Source organism: Nostoc sp. XA010, from assembly GCF_020829625.1.
Classification (GTDB): domain Bacteria; phylum Cyanobacteriota; class Cyanobacteriia; order Cyanobacteriales; family Nostocaceae; genus Nostoc.
Map to the genome: position 1 here is coordinate 78,374 of NZ_JAIVFX010000011.1, position 19,895 is coordinate 98,268.

The 19,895-nt window shown below is 40.9% G+C and carries 16 protein-coding genes; 11 read left to right on the forward strand and 5 right to left on the reverse strand.

Annotated elements, in window-relative coordinates:
- Nucleotides 1–76: 76 nt before the first annotated feature.
- Nucleotides 77–2,104, forward strand: coding sequence for a GAF domain-containing sensor histidine kinase (locus tag LC608_RS17735; RefSeq protein ID WP_229554779.1), 2,028 nt, complete (start codon nucleotides 77–79; stop codon nucleotides 2,102–2,104).
- A 111-nt stretch (nucleotides 2,105–2,215) separates the two neighbouring features.
- On the opposite strand, the gene LC608_RS17740 is transcribed toward LC608_RS17735, so the two are convergent.
- The gene (locus tag LC608_RS17740) at nucleotides 2,216–3,046 is read right to left on the reverse strand and encodes a RimK family alpha-L-glutamate ligase (RefSeq protein ID WP_229554780.1); all 831 of its coding nucleotides are present in this window, start codon (nucleotides 3,044–3,046) and stop codon (nucleotides 2,216–2,218) included.
- 44 nt (nucleotides 3,047–3,090) lie between these two features.
- Nucleotides 3,091–3,981: a hypothetical protein gene (locus LC608_RS17745; protein ID WP_229554781.1), complete on the reverse strand. Its 891-nt coding sequence runs from the start codon at nucleotides 3,979–3,981 to the stop codon at nucleotides 3,091–3,093.
- A 136-nt stretch (nucleotides 3,982–4,117) separates the two neighbouring features.
- Here LC608_RS17745 and LC608_RS17750 point away from each other — a divergent pair, with 136 nt between their 5' ends.
- The 4 genes from LC608_RS17750 to LC608_RS17765 all read left to right on the forward strand — a co-directional run bounded on the left by LC608_RS17750 (nucleotide 4,118) and on the right by LC608_RS17765 (nucleotide 7,527).
- Nucleotides 4,118–5,035 (forward strand): metallophosphoesterase, encoded by a 918-nt coding sequence (locus tag LC608_RS17750; protein ID WP_229554782.1) that lies wholly within the window; start codon nucleotides 4,118–4,120, stop codon nucleotides 5,033–5,035.
- Between the two features lies 1 nt (nucleotide 5,036).
- Nucleotides 5,037–5,570, forward strand: a complete 534-nt coding sequence (locus tag LC608_RS17755) for a GAF domain-containing protein (protein ID WP_229554783.1) — start codon at nucleotides 5,037–5,039, stop codon at nucleotides 5,568–5,570.
- 962 nt (nucleotides 5,571–6,532) lie between these two features.
- A complete protein-coding gene (locus LC608_RS17760; RefSeq protein ID WP_229554784.1) occupies nucleotides 6,533–6,856 on the forward strand; it encodes a hypothetical protein in 324 nt (107 codons plus the stop codon).
- A gap of 377 nt (nucleotides 6,857–7,233) precedes the next feature.
- Nucleotides 7,234–7,527, forward strand: a complete 294-nt coding sequence (locus LC608_RS17765) for an antibiotic biosynthesis monooxygenase (protein WP_229554785.1) — start codon at nucleotides 7,234–7,236, stop codon at nucleotides 7,525–7,527.
- A gap of 48 nt (nucleotides 7,528–7,575) precedes the next feature.
- Here LC608_RS17765 and pcrA read toward each other — a convergent pair whose 3' ends face one another.
- A complete protein-coding gene (gene pcrA, locus LC608_RS17770; protein WP_229554786.1) occupies nucleotides 7,576–9,900 on the reverse strand; it encodes a DNA helicase PcrA in 2,325 nt (774 codons plus the stop codon).
- A gap of 244 nt (nucleotides 9,901–10,144) precedes the next feature.
- On the opposite strand from pcrA, the gene LC608_RS17775 reads away from it, so the two are divergent.
- The 5 genes from LC608_RS17775 to LC608_RS17790 all read left to right on the forward strand — a co-directional run bounded on the left by LC608_RS17775 (nucleotide 10,145) and on the right by LC608_RS17790 (nucleotide 12,750).
- Entirely contained in the window at nucleotides 10,145–10,309 is a 165-nt protein-coding gene (locus tag LC608_RS17775; protein WP_229554787.1) for a hypothetical protein, read from the forward strand.
- A gap of 5 nt (nucleotides 10,310–10,314) precedes the next feature.
- Nucleotides 10,315–10,437 (forward strand): hypothetical protein, encoded by a 123-nt coding sequence (locus LC608_RS36895; protein ID WP_267871113.1) that lies wholly within the window; start codon nucleotides 10,315–10,317, stop codon nucleotides 10,435–10,437.
- Between the two features lie 298 nt (nucleotides 10,438–10,735).
- Nucleotides 10,736–11,704: a sodium-dependent bicarbonate transport family permease gene (locus LC608_RS17780; protein WP_229554788.1), complete on the forward strand. Its 969-nt coding sequence runs from the start codon at nucleotides 10,736–10,738 to the stop codon at nucleotides 11,702–11,704.
- A gap of 4 nt (nucleotides 11,705–11,708) precedes the next feature.
- On the forward strand, nucleotides 11,709–12,020 hold the full coding sequence (locus LC608_RS17785) for a P-II family nitrogen regulator (protein WP_229554789.1): 312 nt from the start codon (nucleotides 11,709–11,711) through the stop codon (nucleotides 12,018–12,020).
- A gap of 28 nt (nucleotides 12,021–12,048) precedes the next feature.
- Nucleotides 12,049–12,750: a carbonic anhydrase gene (locus LC608_RS17790; protein WP_229554903.1), complete on the forward strand. Its 702-nt coding sequence runs from the start codon at nucleotides 12,049–12,051 to the stop codon at nucleotides 12,748–12,750.
- Between the two features lie 94 nt (nucleotides 12,751–12,844).
- Here LC608_RS17790 and LC608_RS17795 read toward each other — a convergent pair whose 3' ends face one another.
- The gene (locus tag LC608_RS17795; RefSeq protein WP_229554790.1) at nucleotides 12,845–14,518 is read right to left on the reverse strand and encodes an ATP-binding protein; all 1,674 of its coding nucleotides are present in this window, start codon (nucleotides 14,516–14,518) and stop codon (nucleotides 12,845–12,847) included.
- 1,078 nt (nucleotides 14,519–15,596) lie between these two features.
- Between LC608_RS17795 and LC608_RS17800 the strand changes: the two genes are divergently transcribed.
- Nucleotides 15,597–16,031 carry a CAAD domain-containing protein gene (locus LC608_RS17800; RefSeq protein WP_229554791.1) on the forward strand — a complete coding sequence of 145 codons (435 nt, stop codon included), beginning with the start codon at nucleotides 15,597–15,599 and terminating at the stop codon, nucleotides 16,029–16,031.
- Between the two features lie 1,063 nt (nucleotides 16,032–17,094).
- On the opposite strand, the gene LC608_RS17810 is transcribed toward LC608_RS17800, so the two are convergent.
- A complete protein-coding gene (locus tag LC608_RS17810) occupies nucleotides 17,095–19,887 on the reverse strand; it encodes a response regulator (protein WP_229554792.1) in 2,793 nt (930 codons plus the stop codon).
- Nucleotides 19,888–19,895 lie beyond the last annotated feature (8 nt).

Consider the following 19,895-nt stretch of genomic DNA (forward strand, 5'->3'; position numbering starts at 1 on the left):
AAACTATTGGTTATTGCACAATCAAATACAAAGTTTTTCCCTGCATTCAGCCCCCTCTTACCAGTAATGATTTAAAATGCTTAGTTCTCCTGATTTGAGCTTTTCTCGAACCTTGCCTATTGTTGTATTTAATCAGCTTGGGGAATTGTTAGAACAGATGGCTCAAACGGTGGGAAGTGCCGCTCTGATACTGACAGAAGCTGTGTTGATGCGGATTTGCATACCTGTGGAATGGCAAAGGCAAAGGTTTACGTTGGTGGTTTCTGAGCAGTTTAGTGCGCTTCTGGTAGGAAACTTAGCGCAGGGGGAGGAAGGGGAGCAGGGAATTGACTCGGCACTCAATGCTAGTTTGACATTTAATTTAGAGGCGATCGCAACATTTGTCTACGAATTAAAAGACTTGTTTGAGTGTGATTCCTCCACTTACCAAAATCTCGAAGGTTATCGCCAAATTATTCGCCCTAATGATGCTACGCTCCAAAGTCAATTCTCACTGTTGTTATTAGAATATCTTCTAAATCAGCCAAACCAAGAAATAATAGCACCTCCAAGCTCAACTGCGCCGACAATTTATATCTGTCAGCCGGTGGAAGATGCTTTAAAAAAACAGATTTCCCAAGAGCGGTTGTTAAATCAGGTAACAACGCAGATCCGCAAAAGCCTGGATTTGCCGGTGATTATGGCAACAGCAATTACACAAGTGCGTGAGTTTCTGGAATTAGACAGATTAGTAATCTATAAATTTGAAGGTTCCAAAGTCAATACTCAACAATACCAGTCTGGCACTATTCCCCTCAGTGGAAACGCACTGCTAACAGGTATGGAACAGTCGGTTGGGAAATCTTCCGAAATCTATTTTTCTATACCAGAGAACAAGGATAAACCCTCGCCTTCGGTGTCAGCGAATAATCAACCATTACTAGAAGATTGGCAAAACTATGGAGGTTATATTGTCTATGAAGCCCGTGCTACAGATGCTATTACATCGGTGTTGAATTACACGGAAAGAAATTGCTTTATCCGAACCTCTCAATGTTGGGAAAAGTATCGCCAAGGCTTTACCTTAGCTGTGGATGATGTCGAAAAAACTTATGCTCTAGAAGAGTGTTTGTTAAATTTTTTGAGGGAAAGCCAAGTTAGGGCTAAGTTAGCAGCACCGATTATATTTGAGGACAAATTGTGGGGATTGCTGATTGCTCATCAGTGCGATAATCCACACCAGTGGACTGAGAGTGAAAAAAACTTGCTAGTTGCGATCGCAGAGCAATTAGCGATCGCAATTCACCAAGCTGAGTTAATGCAAACCCTTACCCAAGAGAAACAAACGCTCGAACAACGAGTTATTGAACGCACAATAGGATTACGTGATGCTCTCCTCGCCGCCGAAGCTGCTAACCGTCTCAGAAGTGAGTTTCTCGCTACTATCAGTCACGAATTGCTCACGCCTTTAACTTATGTGATTGGGATGTCATCTACATTATTACGTTGGCCTTTGGGTGAATTGAGTCAACGACAACGGGGTTATCTGCAAACAATCCACGACAGTGGAGAACATTTATTAGAAATGATTAATGACATCCTCGATTTATCGCAAATCGAGGCTGGTAAGACAGCTTTAAATATTTCAGAATTTTCTTTGGTAAATGTTGCCCAAAATGCTGTTGAGTCACTGCGAAAAAGAGCAATCAGTGAAAAAATTAATCTCAGCCTTGATTTGCAAATCGATCCGAGGCGCGATCGCTTTACCGCCGATGGAGAACGAGTAGAACAAATTCTCTTGAATCTGTTAACTAATGCGATTAAATTTACCCCTGAAAGTGGCAGCGTTACCTTACGTCTTTGGGTGGAAGATGATACTGCTATTTTTCAAGTGGAAGATACTGGAATAGGCATTCCCGATGAACAATTACCATTATTGTTTGAGAAATTTCAGCAACTCGATACACCCTATCGCCGCCGCTACGAAGGTACTGGACTTGGGCTAGCTTTAACTAAACAATTAGTGGAACTCCATCGGGGACGAATTGAAGTAGAATCAAGTGTAAGTATTGGCTCAATTTTTACTGTATGGATACCAACTCAGTCAATGAGAGCGGTGAGTTAGGAGTTAGGAGTTAGGAGTTAGGAGTTAGGAGTCTTACTCCCCTTCCCTTGCAGGGAAGGGGTTGGGGGTTAGGGCTGTATTGGACTCTAGCTAACCAAAGCACTGAGTTTTTTATTTTGAAGCTAGGCTAATAAGCATTTTTTCAAAAATTTTCAACACAGGCTTCTCTCCATTGTCTCTAGTAAAAATACTATAATTTGGATGAGAATTGATTTCAATCAACCAATATTGGTTATCTCGATCTAAAACTATATCTAAACCACCATAATCAAGGTCTAACTCTTCAAAAATTGGTTTAGCAAAATTAGCAACCTCTGACAATATCTGTGGAGCATTAATATACTTTGCTTTTGCACCATTCCAGTGCAGAGGGCTGAGGTTCCCTGCAAACTCTGCATCACTTATATCTTTTTCATAGAGCAAAACTAATTCTTTATTTAAGAAAATTGCTCTATATTCAGATTTAATGTGAATAAATTCTTGAGCGAGAGCAACGTAATCATACTTTTGATTAATATTAAAAATCTCTTTTAAAGCAGTTTCAATTTCATCTGTATTCTGGCATAAAAAAACGTTATGTCCACCAGACCCAGAATTTCTTTTCACAATCACTGGTGTTTCAAATTTCTCTTTAATCTCTAATACGATATCTTGAATACTTGGAAATTTTAAATAAATTTTATATTGAATGTCACAAAAAGGGGAAAGAAAACCTACTGTCCGAGGAAGTTTGACCTTTTTATTTAAAATATGGTAAGTGTATTCTTTGTCTTTTACAATTTTTGCTACTGCTTGATTAATTAATGGAGTGCTATAGTTACAAAAATAATGCTGTTTGTTATTGAGTTGAATTTTTATTAAGTTTTCAGCAGGTTGAAAAATTTCATAACTGATATTTAAATTTTTACACGCTTGAAGCAATAGCGAAACATTATCTAACATAAATACTTAAATTGAAATGTCCAAATTACTATTTAGGAATTATTTTAACTTGTTGTTTGCCGTTTAAAAATTACTACCTCAGTACCAACAACTGGGTTACGCGCTATCAACCTATTTTGGGAGTCGATAATTTCTAAATGGGTAAAATCCAGTTCTTGAGAGCGTTGTAATATCTCCGCAGCTAGTTTGTCCTGCTGAGATTCTTTGAGAGTGTACCAATCGTCGCTAATTTTGACCGTAAGATTGCTGGTGCGGAAGTTGGCTTGAATTGACTTTATCAGACCAGAGGCAATGCGATCGCTAATTTCGGCTACCTGATTTTCAATAGCCGCAATCAAGGCTTGTTCTGGTGTCAATTCTATCGCTGGCGCTGGCGTTGGCGTGGGAATTGGTTCGGGTTCCGCTTTCGCTTCCGGCGTTGGTGGTGGCGGAGTTTCTACTTCTGGCGGCGTAATTTCCTTTGGTGGCAGTGACGGCTGTGGTTCTGGTGTAACTGACTCCGGTGGAGTAGTTATTGTTGGTGTCGGTGTTGGTGCAGGAACTTCTTCAACGGGTGGAACTGTTGCGATTTCAGTAGGTTTACCAGAAAAGAGACTCGCAGTTGTCCAAAGGATAATTACAGCAATTCCAGTAACAATTCCCGTCAAAGCGGTATCTGATAACTTTGTTGACAAATTTGATGGTAAAAACAAGCGGATTGTCCTTAACAGTCCACCCCACCACAACTGAAACTGCTGGAAAAAGCCAGGTTTCTCCTCAGTACCAGGTGGGGGTACTGTCTCCAGTTTCTCCACCGTTACTTCTAAAACGCCAATCGTCCCTTGGAGAAGTTGGATAATTTTAGCCTTCCAAAATGGCTGAACTCTCTGGTAAGGTTTTTGGGGAGGTTGAGTTACTTGCTTATTCGTCGGTTTTGACTGATTGTCTTGTGACATGGAACTTTCACCAAAAGCAGCGAATCAAAGACAAACAACGTACATTATTACTGGTGCTGCCTTCTTTTGCCTTAATGTATCACTTCAATTGCACATTGCTTCAGCTAAACTGACTATTTATTAAATTTGGTGAGTTATGAACCTCAAACGCCGTCAATTTTTATTTCTAAGTAGCTTCAGCGCCATTGGTACAGGATTTTTAGCCTGGATGTTAGCTGATAAAAATCATCAAACTGCTGATATTACCGATTTAACAACCGCTATAGCCGCCAACCCAGCCAAAAAAGACTTGTTATTACGTTTTGTGTCTGTGGCTGATACAGGCACTGGCGCTAAAGGACAGTATGCTGTGGCTGGAGCGATGAACGCATATTATAAAAAAAATCCTTACGATTTAGTTGTTCTAGCTGGAGATAACATTTACAACAACGGCGAAATTGAGAAAATTGGTGCAGTTTTCGAGCGTCCTTATCAAGGTTTACTCAAGCAAGGTGTGAAATTTCAGGCTTGTTTAGGTAATCATGATATTCGTACTGAAAATGGCGATCCACAAGTCAAGTATGCTGGCTTTAATATGAAGGGACGTTACTATACATTTAAACGTAATCAAGTACAATTTTTTGCTTTAGATACTAACAGTAATGCTGATTGGAAAAACCAGCTACCTTGGTTAGAAAAAGAATTAAGTCTTAGTAAAGCTCCTTGGAAAGTTGTATTTGGTCATCATCCAATTTATTCATCGGGTCAGTATGGGAGTAATCCAGATTTTATAAAAACTTTCACTCCTCTATTTCAAAAATACGGCGTTCAACTTTACATCAATGGTCACGAACATAATTATGAACGCACTCGTGCTATTGATGGTACAACTTATTTAATTTGTGGTGCGGGTGCTGGCAATCGTCCTGTAGGGCGTTCTGAGTGGACAAAGTATTCTACTAGTGATTTAAGTTTTGCCTCTTATGAGGTGTATAAAGATAGAATAGAAGTAAGTGCGATCGCTACTGATAATCGTGTTTTTGATAAAGGTATTATTCAATTAAAATCAGCTTAATATGACTCAGCAAGAACTTCCTTCTGCACTCAACAATATTATAGAATCATCTCAAACACCAGACGCTCTATTTTCTGCACTGTTACCAGCTGTAGGAGATTTTTTACAGTCTGATAGATGTTTTCTATACTTGCATAATCCACAAAATAACCTTGGTAGAGTTGCCTTTTGTTGGATTCGCACTCCAGATGTACCTACTGTTTATAATGAAGATTGGGCACCGCAACCCCCATTTGTAACAGATGAAGATCCGATGTTTGCGGCTGCGCTACGTGCTGAACCTTCAATCTTTGTCGAAGATGTGGAAACTGCTGAACCTCAAGTGTTGAATCGGGAATTTGAACAGAAGAATTTTGGACATCGCGCCCTTATTCATGCTCATATTCGCCAGAATGGTCAACTGTGGGGAATTTTACAACCCTGCATTTTTGGTCATCCCAGAATTTGGACTGAATATGAACGAGAGGTAATTAATAATCTTGTCGAAAAAATTACACCTTTTGCAGTTTCTTATGTCAAGTCTGCTTTTGATTAGTTGTTTTTTCTTATTTGTCTCTTTGAGGCGAAAGTTGAGATATTTTACCTATTTGTAAATGTATCCTTGTGTATTCAATTCTTCTATAACTTCCTCTTCGCGTTCAGAAATACAGCTTTAGAGTAGCCAATTTACTTTTTTGCTCATTGTCTTGTTTCTATGGTTCTGGATATTGCTAGTACATTAATAGTATTTTGCTAGGCACGTTTTCAGAGACTATGTTCTAGTTGAGTAGTCCCTGACTCAGTAGAAAGCGTGAATAGAGGGAAAGAAAAAGTGTAAATTAGCTAGCAGCACAGTAGGAAGACAGGCTCAAAATACAGGAATAAATCTGTCCAAAGTACGATACAAATCTAAGCCCAAGGGAAGAGAAAAAGGTTAAGCTGTTTTGTTATCTGTTGAGTACAAGGATTTAAAGCATTTAAGTTAGTCAATCGATACTACGAAGCGTTCGAGGAATTACTTATTGCTTTAGTACGCAAAGGGATATGACAGAATCGGCGTCTCTATTAGACTTATCCACAAATGAGTATCAAAACCTTGTGTAGCAAGGGTCAAAACCTAATTTCCCGACAAGTCTATTGAGGCTACAGCAACAGTTCCCAGAGCGGATGCAAAAGTTGCGTTCTGGTTTGCGAGTTCATAAGGTTCAATTGGATGGGGCAGGATACTTGGGGTGGTACTCCTCCAAAATTCTGCTCCAAGCCAAGCCTTGAAACTTCATTCATAACCACTATAAATTCTGCAATTTGCAGATGATATCTACTCAAATTTAATTTGAGTAAAAACAATGTTGAATAACAAACCAATAAATAAAGTCAAATTCTCTTGATGACGAACAACTGTTAAGCGAATTAACTTTTGAAGAAAGCGCAACTTTGATTTTGACCTTCAAAGTAAAAACTTTATCTGGAAAAACTCTTTCCAGAAATTTAATTCAATTTTAATCAAGGAGAAAAACAATGTTAAATATCGACAATAAAACGTCTATTTCTAACTATTGTGTTGTTGGTCAAGAACAAATATTCACCGAATTAACTCCTGAAGAAGCAGCCAGCATAATTGGTGGTGCTTCAGTTAGTGTTCCTACTACCAATACCATTGAAAGGGGTAGAGCCAGAATTCGCGTTGACTTACGAGGCGGGTTGAAAGATAAAAATTTCACTGGTCAATTTGAGAGTTGTGACGCTACTTTTGATGATTTTGATGGCACGCTGAACATTTCGTGTTCCTTGAGTAGCACGGATGTCAATGGCGGTCAGGTACTATTCTTTCGTGCGTCTTGATTAGTAAGGATGTCAATGGCGTTCAGGTACTAAGATTCCTCCTACGGACGTAATGAGGGAGCCTACAGCCAAATAGAATACATACTACTGTGTGAACGTAGGAAGCATGATGGTTAGTCTTCAGGGAAACTACGCTAACTGCGGCTGATGTAACCATTATGCGGCAGAGCCGTCGTAGTAGTCCGATCCGCAAAATAGTTCGGCACATGGTAGGGACTGGAAAAACATTTCCAATTTTGGGAGGGGTTAAAGCTCCTTCCAAAATTTTCCCTTTGAAAACCTAACGTCTAAAGTATATAATAAACACTCTTGATGCGTTAACTTTTGACAGTCATCAGGCATCAGGTAAATGTACAATTAAATGCGTAACAGCTTAGATGGTTCTTGAAGCAGTTATACTTCCTGTTAAACCTGGACTAGAATCTGATTTTGAAGCTGCTTTTAAAAAAGCTTCTAAAATTATTTCCTCAATGGACGGATATTTATCCCATGAATTGCATAGATGTATAGAAGTCCAAGGTAAATACTTATTACTTGTCAGATGGGAAACTTTAGAATCTCATACTGTAGGATTTAGAAGTTCTGCTGAGTATCAAGAGTGGAAAGAACTTCTGCATCATTTTTATGAGCCATTTCCCACTGTTGAACACTTTGAAGAAATTGAAATATAAAAGACAAGATCCCCGACTTCTTTAAGAAGTCGGGGATCTGCGATTGTATCACTCTACTCGTTGCAACTGCGCTACTCTTGGATCAACAATTTTTTGTCCCAAGCTATCAAATTTAATTGCCACAGACATCTTACTACCCGTTCCGAAAACATGGGTAATTTCACCAATTCCAAAAGTTTTATGTAATACTCTATCGCCTACTTGCCAATTCTGCTTCGTGTCTTGCTTTCCATTAGAAGTAGAGGCAGTTTTGGTATAACTTTGACGACTCAGGCGTTGAGTAGTTAATAATTCTTCTGGTAATTCGTCGAGAAATTGCGATCGCATCGCAGGTTCACGAGAACCATACAAACGCCGTTCCCGCGCGTGTGATATATACAACCTTTCTTGGGCGCGAGTAATTCCCACATAACACAAGCGGCGTTCCTCTTCCAAAGATGCAGGATCACCCAGCGAACGGTAGCCAGGAAATAGCCCTTGTTCTAATCCCACCAGAAACACTACGGGAAATTCCAAACCTTTGGAAGCGTGCAAAGTCATCAAAGAAACGGCTGTCTGTCCTTCTTTTAAATTATCCAAATCGGAACTAAGGGCAGCACTACTCAGAAAATCTCGCAGGGAAACCTCTTCGTTTTCTTCTTGAAATTGCAGCGCGGCGTTGTAAAGTTCCTGGACGTTTTGTACCCGATCTGTGGCTTCGTCTGTGCCTTGACTCATCAAGTCTTGAACGTAACCAGAATCTTCTAGTATTCCTTGCAAAACCTCAGTGACGGGAAGCGTGCCGATTTGTCCTTGCCAACGGCTAATCATTTCGGCAAAGCTATTTACAGCTTTTGTAGCGCGTCCAGCTAATGTATTAACTGATGTTTCGTCGCTGAGTATTTCCCACAAGGTTGTCCCTAATTGTTGGGAGGCGTTCACTAAAGCATCAATGGTGGTTTTGCCAATTCCCCGCCGGGGAGTATTGATAACTCGTAATAAACTGACTGTATCAGATGGGTTAGCGATCGCTCTTAAATACGCAATCACATCTTTAATTTCTTTGCGATCGTAAAATCTCATTCCTCCCACAACTGTGTAAGGAATTTGTTTTTCTACTAACAATTGTTCAAAGGGTCGAGATTGAGCATTTGTCCGATAAAGTATGGCAAAACTACCCCAGCTTAACTCTGGATTTTGGTTTTCTAAAGTGATAATTTGATTAATCACAAATGCTGCTTCTGCAAGTTCTTCATCGGCTTTGTGACAAGTAATCTGCTCACCCGGGCCCCGTGTCGCTTTCAGAATTTTATCAATCCGTTGGGTGTTATTTTCAATTAGTTCATTCGCCGCTTGCAGAATGTTTTCACAAGAACGATAGTTTTCTTCCAACTTAACCATCGTTCGGGTGTCCTCATCTAGCAAACTATCACCAAAGTCTTCCTGAAATCCCATCAAAATTGTGAAATCTGCCATCCGAAAGCTATAAATAGATTGATCTGCATCGCCAACAACGAAAACTGAGCGATTTTCCCATTTCCATTCGCTCTTTCTGGTTTCACCATTAGTCACTAATAAATGAATAAGTTGATATTGAGTGCGATTAGTATCCTGATATTCATCTACAAGTATATGGCGAAATTGGCGATGCCAGTAATCTAAAACTTGTTCATTTTGCTGAAATAATCTTGTAGGAACTAGAATCAAATCATCAAAATCGAGAGCATTATTTTGTGCTAATTTATCTTGATAACGATTATAGACATCAGCAATTACCCTTCCGCGATAATTGGGTTGATCTTGCTCAAAGTCTTGGGGTGATAAACCTTGGTTTTTAGCGTTACTAATAGCGTAGCGAACAGAACGGGCATCAAGTTTTTTATCGTCTAAGTTTAAGTCTTTAGTAACAATTTCTTTTATCAGGCTTTGAACATCAGATTCGTCAAAAATGGAGAAATTGTTAGTCCAACGCCGCCCTTTTTCATCTTGATATTTTCCAAGCTCAGAGCGCAGAATACGAGAACATAAGCTGTGGAAAGTGTTACACCACAAGAATTTTATCGTACTTTTATAAACTTTTGATTGCAATTCCATTTGTTGATATTCTGTCAACAAATCCAACTGCTTACCGTGTTGTTTCATCGCCAGTTGTTCAGCAAACAGCCGTTGAATCCGTTCTTTCATTTCCCGTGCGGCTTTGTTGGTAAAAGTAACCGCCAGGATATGTTCTGGATCAACGTTGTGGTTCAGAATTAGATTCGCAATGCGATAAGTCAGCGCTCGTGTTTTACCCGAACCTGCGCCAGCAACAACTAGCAACGGGCCGCAGTAATGTTCGACAGCTTGACGTTGGCTAGGGTTAAGGTGACTGAGAAAGTCGATGGTTGTTGTCATGGATGTGAAAAAGCGATTGCCTGGCGTCACATCAATAGAGAGTTGCTATTGCCCAGGTTACAACATCTTAACGAAACTTGGTCAATAAAGATTGTGTGGGAATATTCTTAACCAGAATGGTACTCTATCATGATTTATGTAGAAGCAAGAAAAACCTATGCTGTCAGTCAAAGGCACATTGCAAAACGGTGTGGTTCATCGTAATGAACTAATTTAAGGGCATGAGGGGCAGTCAGTGATAATTGTGTTTGTCGAAGAAAACCGCACACCTGAGCCAGCAACGCCAAAAGACTCAGATTGGAATAAGCTGAGGCAGTTGATTCAAAACTGTGCAGTTGATACAGATATTAGCGATTTGGCACAGCAGCATGACCATTATCTCTATGCGATACCAAAGGGAGAATTATAACTTTGATGAAAGTTTTTGTCTTCACATCTGCCTGGATTACTCAAGCCTTTACATCTGACCGTCATTTTGAGCAAGCAGGATATTTAAGCAAGGTTTGTGTAGGAGCAATTCATGAATTGCCCCTATAATACATTAATTTTTTCTACGCTAAATAGGTTGATCACAAGTTCTCCCTACACTTTCTGTCGTAAGATCAGCGACGGGGAATCCAACATCAAAAAATGTTGGGCAAGCTCTCACTTTTTCTGTTTTCAGCACCGTTTAACACTTAATCAATAAGTATTGTCACGAATAGGACAATTCACTCCTTGAGTAAGCAATTGACATGGGGTAGCGATACACAATACATCACGATTCAACCATTAAGTTTTTAAAGATGAAAAATTTCTTTAATTTCAGGTTTAACCAATACAAGGATGGGTGGATATGGATCTGAGCTTAATTGTATCCAACATTTTGAATCCGCCAATCCTGTTTTTCTTTTTAGGCATGACTGCTGTTTTTGTCAAGTCCGATCTAGAAATTCCTGCACCGATGCCCAAACTCTTTTCGTTGTATCTGCTGTTTGCCATTGGTTTTAAAGGAGGAGTAGAACTAATCAAAAGCGGTGTAACTCAGGAAGTAGTTCTAACACTCGCAGCAGCAATGATGATGGCTTGTGTTGTTCCAATTTACACCTTTTTTATCTTGAAGTGGAAATTGGATACTTACGATGCGGCTGCGATCGCAGCAACCTACGGTTCTATCAGCGCCGTCACTTTCATCACGGCTAGCGCTTTTTTAACTGAGCTTGGCATCCCTTTTGATGGTTACATGGTGGCAGCCCTTGCGCTCATGGAATCCCCAGCGATTATAGTTGGTCTAATTTTGGTGAATATATTCACTAACGATGGAAAGCGGGACTTATCGTGGCCGGAAGTTTTGCAAGAAGCATTTCTTAATAGTTCAGTTTTTCTATTAGTCGGTAGTCTCTTGATCGGTGTCTTGACAGGAGAACGCGGTTGGCACGTATTAGAACCTTTTACTCAAGGGTTGTTTTATGGCGTTCTCACCTTCTTTTTACTGGACATGGGACTAGTCGCTGCAAGAAGAATTAAAGACTTGCAAAAAACCGGAGTTTTCCTAATTTTATTTGCCATACTAATTCCAATACTCAATGCAGGCATTGGGTTGGTGATTGCCAAATTGATCGGTATGCCTCGCGGAGATTCGCTGTTATTCGCTGTATTGTGTGCCAGTGCTTCTTACATCGCTGTCCCTGCGGCTATGCGGATGACTGTCCCCGAAGCAAATCCCAGCCTGTATGTTTCTACTGCCCTAGCTGTCACATTTCCGTTCAATATTATTGTGGGAATTCCGTTATATCTCTACGGAATTAACCTATTTTGGAGGTAATAATATGCACCTAGTTAAAAAGATAGAAATTATCGCCAACTCCTTTGAGCTTGCCAAAATTTTAGATAATTTAGACAAATCGGGTGTACATAACCATGCCGTAATCCGAAATGTTGCTGGTAAAGGATTACAAGGAACGACAGAAGATTTAGACATGACCATGCTTGATAATGTTTACATCATCGCGTTTTGTATGCCAGAACAACTCAAGCGTGTTGTCGAAAATATCAAACCACTCCTTAATAAGTTCGGAGGTACTTGCTACGTTTCCGATGTGATGGAAATTCGCTCTGTCAGATGTGTTGCGTCGATGTAAGAGAGTTATAAATTGAATGAAACATTTCATGGAACGTCGTGACTTTTTGAAGTTAGGAATGACCGGGGCGTTTGGGATGATCCTATCTGCCAGCGATTTACTTTGGCGGGTGGAACAGGCTAAAGCTGCCGAAATACCCTCAACTTCCCCAGAATCCCTCAGTCCCGATGCAGCATTGCAAAAGCTGATGGAGGGAAATCAGCGATTTGTTGCTCATCAACCCCAATACCCCGATCAATCTGCGCTGCGGTTGCAGGAAGTTGCTCAAACTCAACATCCATTTGCAACTATTCTTAGTTGTGCGGATTCACGAGTCCCCGCAGAAATTGTTTTTGATCAGGGCATTGGAGACATCTTTGATGTTCGGATTGCCGGAAATATCGCTACGCCTGAAGCGATCGGTAGTATTGAATATGCGGTTGTCTTGTTAGCCTCTCCGCTATTGATGGTGATGGGTCATGAGCGTTGCGGGGCTGTAACCGCAGCTGTCCAAAACGAATCGTTACTCGGTGATATTAGTACTTTTGTGAAGGCAATTAAGCCAGCAGTGGAAAAGGTCAAGAGTCAGCCGGGTGACGCGGTTGAGAATGCTGTGGTGGCAAATGTGCAATATCAAATTGAACGCTTGAAGCGATCGCAGCTTTTAACTGAGCAAGTGCGATCGGGCAAATTAAAAATTGTCGGAGGTCGTTACGATTTGGATACAGGCCAGGTAAGTATTATTGCTTAATTTGGGAGATGAGGGGGTAGGGGGGAGAATAACTCCTAACTCCTAACTCCTAACTCCTAACTCCTAACTCCTAACTCAGCACTGTTTTGCCCATTCAATCCTGTAGAGTCATTGGCAGACGAATAGTGAAAGTAGAACCGACTCCCGGCTGACTTTTGACAATAATCTCACCACCCATCATCTGGCAAAAGTGACGGCTAATTGCTAACCCCAACCCCGTACCTCCATACTTTTTCGTAGTCGAGGTATCTCCTTGTGTAAAAGGTTTAAATAACTGCTGCTGTTGACCTTGAGACATACCTATGCCTGTGTCAGTAACAGTGAAAGTAATCATCCCCAAAGGAGCCTCCGGTCGGAATTCATCCTTTTCTCTGTTGACTGTCAGCGTCACCTTGCCGTTTGTAGTAAACTTACTGGCGTTGCTTAGTAAGTTTAACAATACCTGCCGCATCCTAGTTTGATCGGCGTACATGATGCCAAGTTGCTCATCAAAATGCACTTCTAAAACATTGGCATTTTTTTCTATAGCTGGTTTGACTGTGAGGACAACGTTATGAATCAGCGTCGCAATCTCGAATGTCTCTGGATAAAGAGTCATTTTCCCCGCTTCAATTTTTGACAAGTCGAGGATTTCGTTAATCAAGTGCAGTAGATGCTTACCAGCAGAGTTAATTGTTTCTAAGTCTGTAATAAAGTCTGCCGATAAACCAAGATCCGTAGCGTCGTCTTGTAAAAGTTGGCTTAAGCCAATGACAGCATTTAATGGTGTGCGTAATTCGTGGCTGACATTGGCCAAAAATACGCTTTTTGCCTTGCTAGCAGCTTCGGCTAATTCTTTAGCTTGTTGTAGTTCTTTTGTTCGCTCAGATACTCGCTCAATCAGACGATTTAGAGATTTGGCGAGTAGGCCAATTTCATCTTCAGTAGTGACAGGCGCTCGCAAATCAAAATTAGATTTTCTTGCAACTTGCTCCGCTACTTGGGTGACAGTGATAACTGGTTCAGCGATCGCTCGACTGGTACGCCAAGCTACAATGGCTGCGATCGCCACCGAAACCAGCATACTCACAATCACGATCAATCGCTCAACTATTTTTGCCTGCTCAACGGCTTTCTGCCTTTCTTGCTCTTGTTCTTGGGCAGTTTGCAGGATGTTAGTCAAGCTTTGAGAAAGCTGCTCTAGCTGGATCGCTGTATCACCACGCATAATTGCCAATAACTGCGATCGGGCAGAAGAAATCTGCCCAGACTGCACTTTTTGAGAGTCAATTTTCTGTAAAACAACCTCGATTTGGTCAACGTAAGCTTTTAAATTTTTCTTGTAATCCTGCAATAAGGTCTGTAAAGTAGAACTTGTTGCGGCTAGTCTTTTAGGTTTACTGTCGATAAATCCGCTAATTTTTGACTCTAGTTGCTTGGCTTTTTCAACATTCTTCAGAAAATCGGCTTTTTTGGTTTGTAGCTGTTGTGAATTTTCCAATACAGCAACTAGGTTAGAGCTATGTAATTGCGCTCCGACTACTGCATCTTTATAATTACTCAGTAGTTGCCCTTGTTCGTATGCTTGATTGAATTGCCTAACTTCCTTTCCCCGGTAGTAATTGGCGATCACTAGCCCAGTCAGTGAGCCAAAAAAGCCAATTCCGATAGCTACAAAGTACCCATAGCCAATTTTTTGATGGATGCGCCAGGAACTGGCTTTGAGTTTCCCTCGTGAGGGAAATTCTATAGTTGGGAGTTCGTCTGTCGATGGCTCTTCGGCTGACACTTTTTTGCTTTCTGAACTGCTGTCGATAGGGGTTGGCTTTTGAAGAAGGCATTTCTCAAACCTCCTTGCCTTCCCGCAAAAATCACCAAGTTAGTTTAGCTTGTGCAAACACTTTAATTGGTGATTAACATTTACATTACCTTCTTTTATAGCAATAGCAAATCATTACTTACTATATAATTCACATATACTTATATGGTATATGTACTTTTTATAGCAATATTGCTAAGCATATTTGCTGAGAGTGAATAGAATTCACTTTTTTCAGCAGCAACAAATAATTCCCTGCACTCAAGACCTATCTGAAACTGTCTTCTCCTTACCACAACGCTTTCCTCAATATGCGGTTAATAACAATGAGTTATTATCATCAGGTATGCCACTACTCTACCTTAACTGCTTCCTTATAAAATTAATACAATCAGGAAAAAAACAAAAGCTTTGACATTCGTTGAGCATGGGGCATTGCGAATTAGGAAGAGGACTTGGGGACAAGGAGAAGGGAAAGACTTGTTGCAAATTCTCACCTTTTGTCACCTTGTCCTCTTATCTCCCCTGCTCCCACATCTCCAAGGCAGGAATATCATAAAATAGCTTAAAAGTCTAGTCTGTGTGAACACAAAAAAAATTTTATTACGTATTAATATCAATACGAATGCGTTAATTTACCAATGCGGCTTAAGATAGCTTTAATATCGGCTAAAATCGGGTTTTAGGCTTATATAAATGAGAGGTGGGCTGATTTTTGCCAGATTTGTACTTAAATTTAGTACGATTATGAGCAAATGACACGGAATGGGATAATCATAACCTGAGGATTTTACTTTATTCAACAAAAGAACTCAGAAAGCTGATCAGAATACATCCTGCTCCCTTCTTGGTTCTATCCTCATCCTGAGTGTCTACCTTGTAGTTGATGCAGTAGATATTACGGGACAATTATAGTTATAGGACACTAAAACCCTTTTGTGCCCTTTACGCAATTGTACTAATGCACTTGTGCATTACCTAATCAACAGCCTTTTGGTTGTAATTATCCAGATTAAAAAACTCAACTGTCAAATATATAGGAGTGAAAATGCCAGAACAAGAATTTACCGAAACCGCATCCAAAGAGACTACAGTGGCAGAGATCAACAGCCAAACAGGAACCATCACCAAACTCCAGCCTCCCGCACAGTCTCAAGATGAATGGCAAAAATATGGTGAGCAAATTTCTAGCTTTTTAGCAACATTACCAGAATATCTGGGAAGCTTCTTTAATCAATATAAGCAACCCCTGATCACTGTTGGTTTAATTGTAGGATCAATTGTTGGGGTTAAAGTACTCTTGGCAATATTAGATGCTTTGAATGATATCCCCTTGGTAGCACCTACTTTTGAGTTGATCGGTATTGGTTACTCTGCTTGGTTTGTTTACCGCTATTTACTCAAAGCCTCAACCAGGAAAGAGTTAACTACAGAAATCAGCACTCTAAAATCACAAGTGGTTGGTCAACTTCCAGAAGCTTAATAGTGATTATCGGGCGTTGCTGAATTAAAGTATGAATTTGGATGTAGAGACGTAGGAGTACTACGTCTCTACAAGGATTTTGGTATTATGCAAAATCATTTTCATACATGGAATTAGCAACGCCAATTATCACTCCTCTATGAGACGCTATCCGTACCTTGCTCCTGTGTAGAGGTAAGCTCTAATTGCAAATCACTGAGTCTGATCGCCAGAAGTCGGCGATCAGACTTCTAGCTGGAGTTTAGACTAAGCAACAAGAAACGACCCAGCAAAGTTGAGTTGAAAACAAACTAGGCTTAAGACATAAAAATCTACAACCCTAAGCAGATTTTGATTGCTCTTTGCGGGGCTTATTTGTAGCCCACATACCGCACTTCAACAAGTAACATAAGTATACTACATGAACAGACAATGCAAAATTAGAATTTCAATAATCAAGTAACCAGAAAATAAATAAAGTATCCACATCAAAATTCCAGCTTTTTTATTGTGTAAAAAAAGCTTATTAGACAAGAATATTAATTTGAATTGTTCAATCAGTTATAGAAAATCAAGACTGAATAATACTAAATTAGAGAGCTAATAACTAAGGTAATAAATAATACTTTTGACAAGTTAAGGGTAGGAATTGCAGGATTCGATAACGTGACTCCGTTACGTTCAAAATCCTCTACCACCCTTGTTCAATCATCAGGTGAATCCCTTGAAAGCATTGAAATATCCAACGTAAAGTAGGGGATTATGTGTCTTGCTTCAGTTGATTTTTAACTGTAGCTTTTTGGGTTTTTAACACTATTCTTAATTGTCTTTATCCTAAATTGTAAACTAACAGACATAATGGCATTAACATCATCATTGTCTCTACTCTTTTTGGATTCTTCACAAACAGACTATCGGCAAAAAATAACGGGTCTTTGATAAATCTAAATCCTCTTTCTGTTGATTGCTGTTCTTTATAGATTCTGAGGATTTCTGAGGGTTTTAACTCGGTTGCGGAAATAATTTAGTCTACAGGTGCTGGAAGAATATAAAGCGAATTCGTCAAATGGCAGAATCCAAATCACTACTGGCTGTTTTTAACCAAGTCGGCAATCGTCTCAACCAGCTTTGCTGGATCGATTGGCTTCGGAAGATGGGCTTGAAAACCTGCCTCTATAGCCTTTTGATAGTTAATTTCTCCAGCATAAGCTGTTAAGGCGATCGCTGGAATCTTCCCACCCTGTTGGCACGGCAAGGCTCTCAGTTGGCGCACCAGCATATAGCCATCCATTTCTGGCATCCCAATATCGCTGAGTAGCACGTCTACTCTATACTGGTTAAAAGTGGCAAGAGCTTCGACGGCTGAGGTGACAGTTGTTACATTCGCTCCATACATCTCTAGCATGAAAGCAATAAACTCCCGTGTATCTTCATTATCATCTACCACCAAAACTTTGATGTCATGTAAATTTAAAGATGGCTCAGACGGTTTACTGTCCGCGCTCTTCTGGGGTGGAGCTGGCATAAGCGGAAGTCTTACAGTAAAGGTTGCCCCCTGACCTTTACCTGGACTTTCTACCTGAACAGTTCCGCCATGCAATTCGACCAAGTGACGAGCGATCGCCAACCCTAACCCCAGTCCACCAAACTTTCTGGTTGTAGCACCATCTGCTTGGCGGAAGTATTCAAACACATAGGGGAGAAAGTCAGGGTCAATCCCTTGACCTGTGTCGATAACAGTGACTTCGGCAAAAGAGCTAACTTGCTTGAAATGGATATCCACTCGTCCCCTGATGTCAGTGAACTTAATCGCGTTCGAGAGGAGATTCCAAATCACTTGCTGTAATCGGTTGGGATCGCCCAAAACTTGCCCTACATTTGGTTCAAGCCTCATCTGAATTTGAATCGACTTGCTTTCAGCAGCCAGCTGCACAGTTTCCATTGCAGCTTGAATGATCGAGACTAAATTGACTGGGTAAACATTCAGGCTAAGTTTGCCTTGCAGAATTCGGGAGACATCCAGCAAGTCTTCAATCAGTTCAGACTGTAACTTGGCATTGCGTTCGATCGCGCTCAGGGCTTGAGCGGTCTTGGCTTCGTCAAGCTTACAGGTTTGGAGCAGCTTAGACCAACCCAGAATTGGATTAAGGGGCGATCGCAACTCATGGGATAACACTGCTAGAAACTCATCTTTAATGCGGTTAGCTTGTTGCAATTGTTGAGCTTGTTGCTGGATTGAAGCCAGTAAATTTGCCCGCTCAATAGCGATCGCCATCTGCTCGCAGGTGGATTGCAGCAAATCGATTTCTTCGGAAGTAAAGCAGGTGCGGGTACGACTGGCAAAGGAGAGCGTCCCCAATAACCGTCCCTGCACAATCAACGGTTGTCCAGCATAAGCCGTGATGTCGATTGAGCTGAGAAGCTGCGCGTTGAGATGGGTGGAGATTTGCGCTCGATCCAAGACAATTTGCTGCTGTTCTTGTGCAACCAGTCCGCAAAGATATTGACCAATTTCAATCCATTCGAGCGACTGAGCCGTTGCCTTAGAGATCCCCCCATAGTTGCTCAGATGCAGCATTTGCTGGTTGTCTTTTTCCTCAACCATGTAGTTGTAGTAATAATGTAACTCTAGCTGGGCTGAGAGCTTGTTAAATAAGTTATTCATCAACTGCATGGGATGTTCCGTGGCCAGTAAATCGCTGGTCGTTTCATACAGCAGATGCAGCCGTTCCTCTGCTCGTTTGCGTTCGGTGATGTCGAGTGCGGTTCCGAGGAACCTAACCGCTTGCTTGGATACCCCCTCTCCCTCAAATTGCACTTGCCCATTAGCGAATATCCACCGCTCAGTTCCATCGTTCCAGACGATCCGATAGTCAATTTCATAAGTACCCGATGATATCGGGTCGAGCGCATTGCTGATGGCGTTGACTACACGCTCCCGGTCATCTAAGTGGATGCGTTTTATCACCATCGGCAGAGAGATAAGCCCGGTGTCATCCGGTTCGCCCCAAATCTCAAGCATTCGCTTGTCAAACTCGACGAGGTTCGTACTGGGGTCATAATGCCAAGTCCCAAGGCGACTGATATTAACGGCAAGCCGGGCGCGTTCCTCACTTTGGTGTAGAGCTTTTTCAGCTTGTTTGCGATCGCTAATATCCTCTATTAAGCCGTCAATAACGGTTGCACCATCTACTTGGGTAAAAGTTGTACTAATTCGCACCCAAATGAAACTACCATTCGCTCGTCGCAATTGCATCTCGCGATCGCGGATTTCGCTATTTTGCTTTAATTGCTTGAGAACTTGGGCATAGTCCAATGGTTGGAAATAAGGCTCAAGGGTTTGACTTGCTGGAATTTCAGTTAGAGAATTTAAACCCAACAGCCGCAGAAACGCGGGATTGCCTTCAAGTAAGGTGCCATCTGCCGTTAAGCGATAAATTCCCACATTTAAATTATTCAGCAAAGTTTGAAGGCGTGATTCTAGCCTGACTGCTTTACGTTGAGCTTCAGCCCGCTCTATTGCTCGGCGGACTGCTGCGGGTAATCGAACATAGTGCTTAGGAGATTTAATGATGTAATCTTCCAATCCCGATTTCATTGCCTCAACAGCAACTTCTTGGGTTCCACTACTGGTAAACATTATTACTGGGCAATCAGGATAACGATTTTTAATTGCTCGGATCGCGGTTAAGCCATCACTCCAGCGTAATTGATAGTCAGTTATTACTAAATCAAACTGTCCTTTCTCCAATGCTTGCTCCAAGTCTTTTGCTTGAACAATTTCGTGAAACTGGAGGTCAAAAAACTCTTGCTCTAGTACATGAATCGCCAGTAGGCGATCATTCAAATTATCATCAATTAGAAGAATGCGTAACATCTAACTAC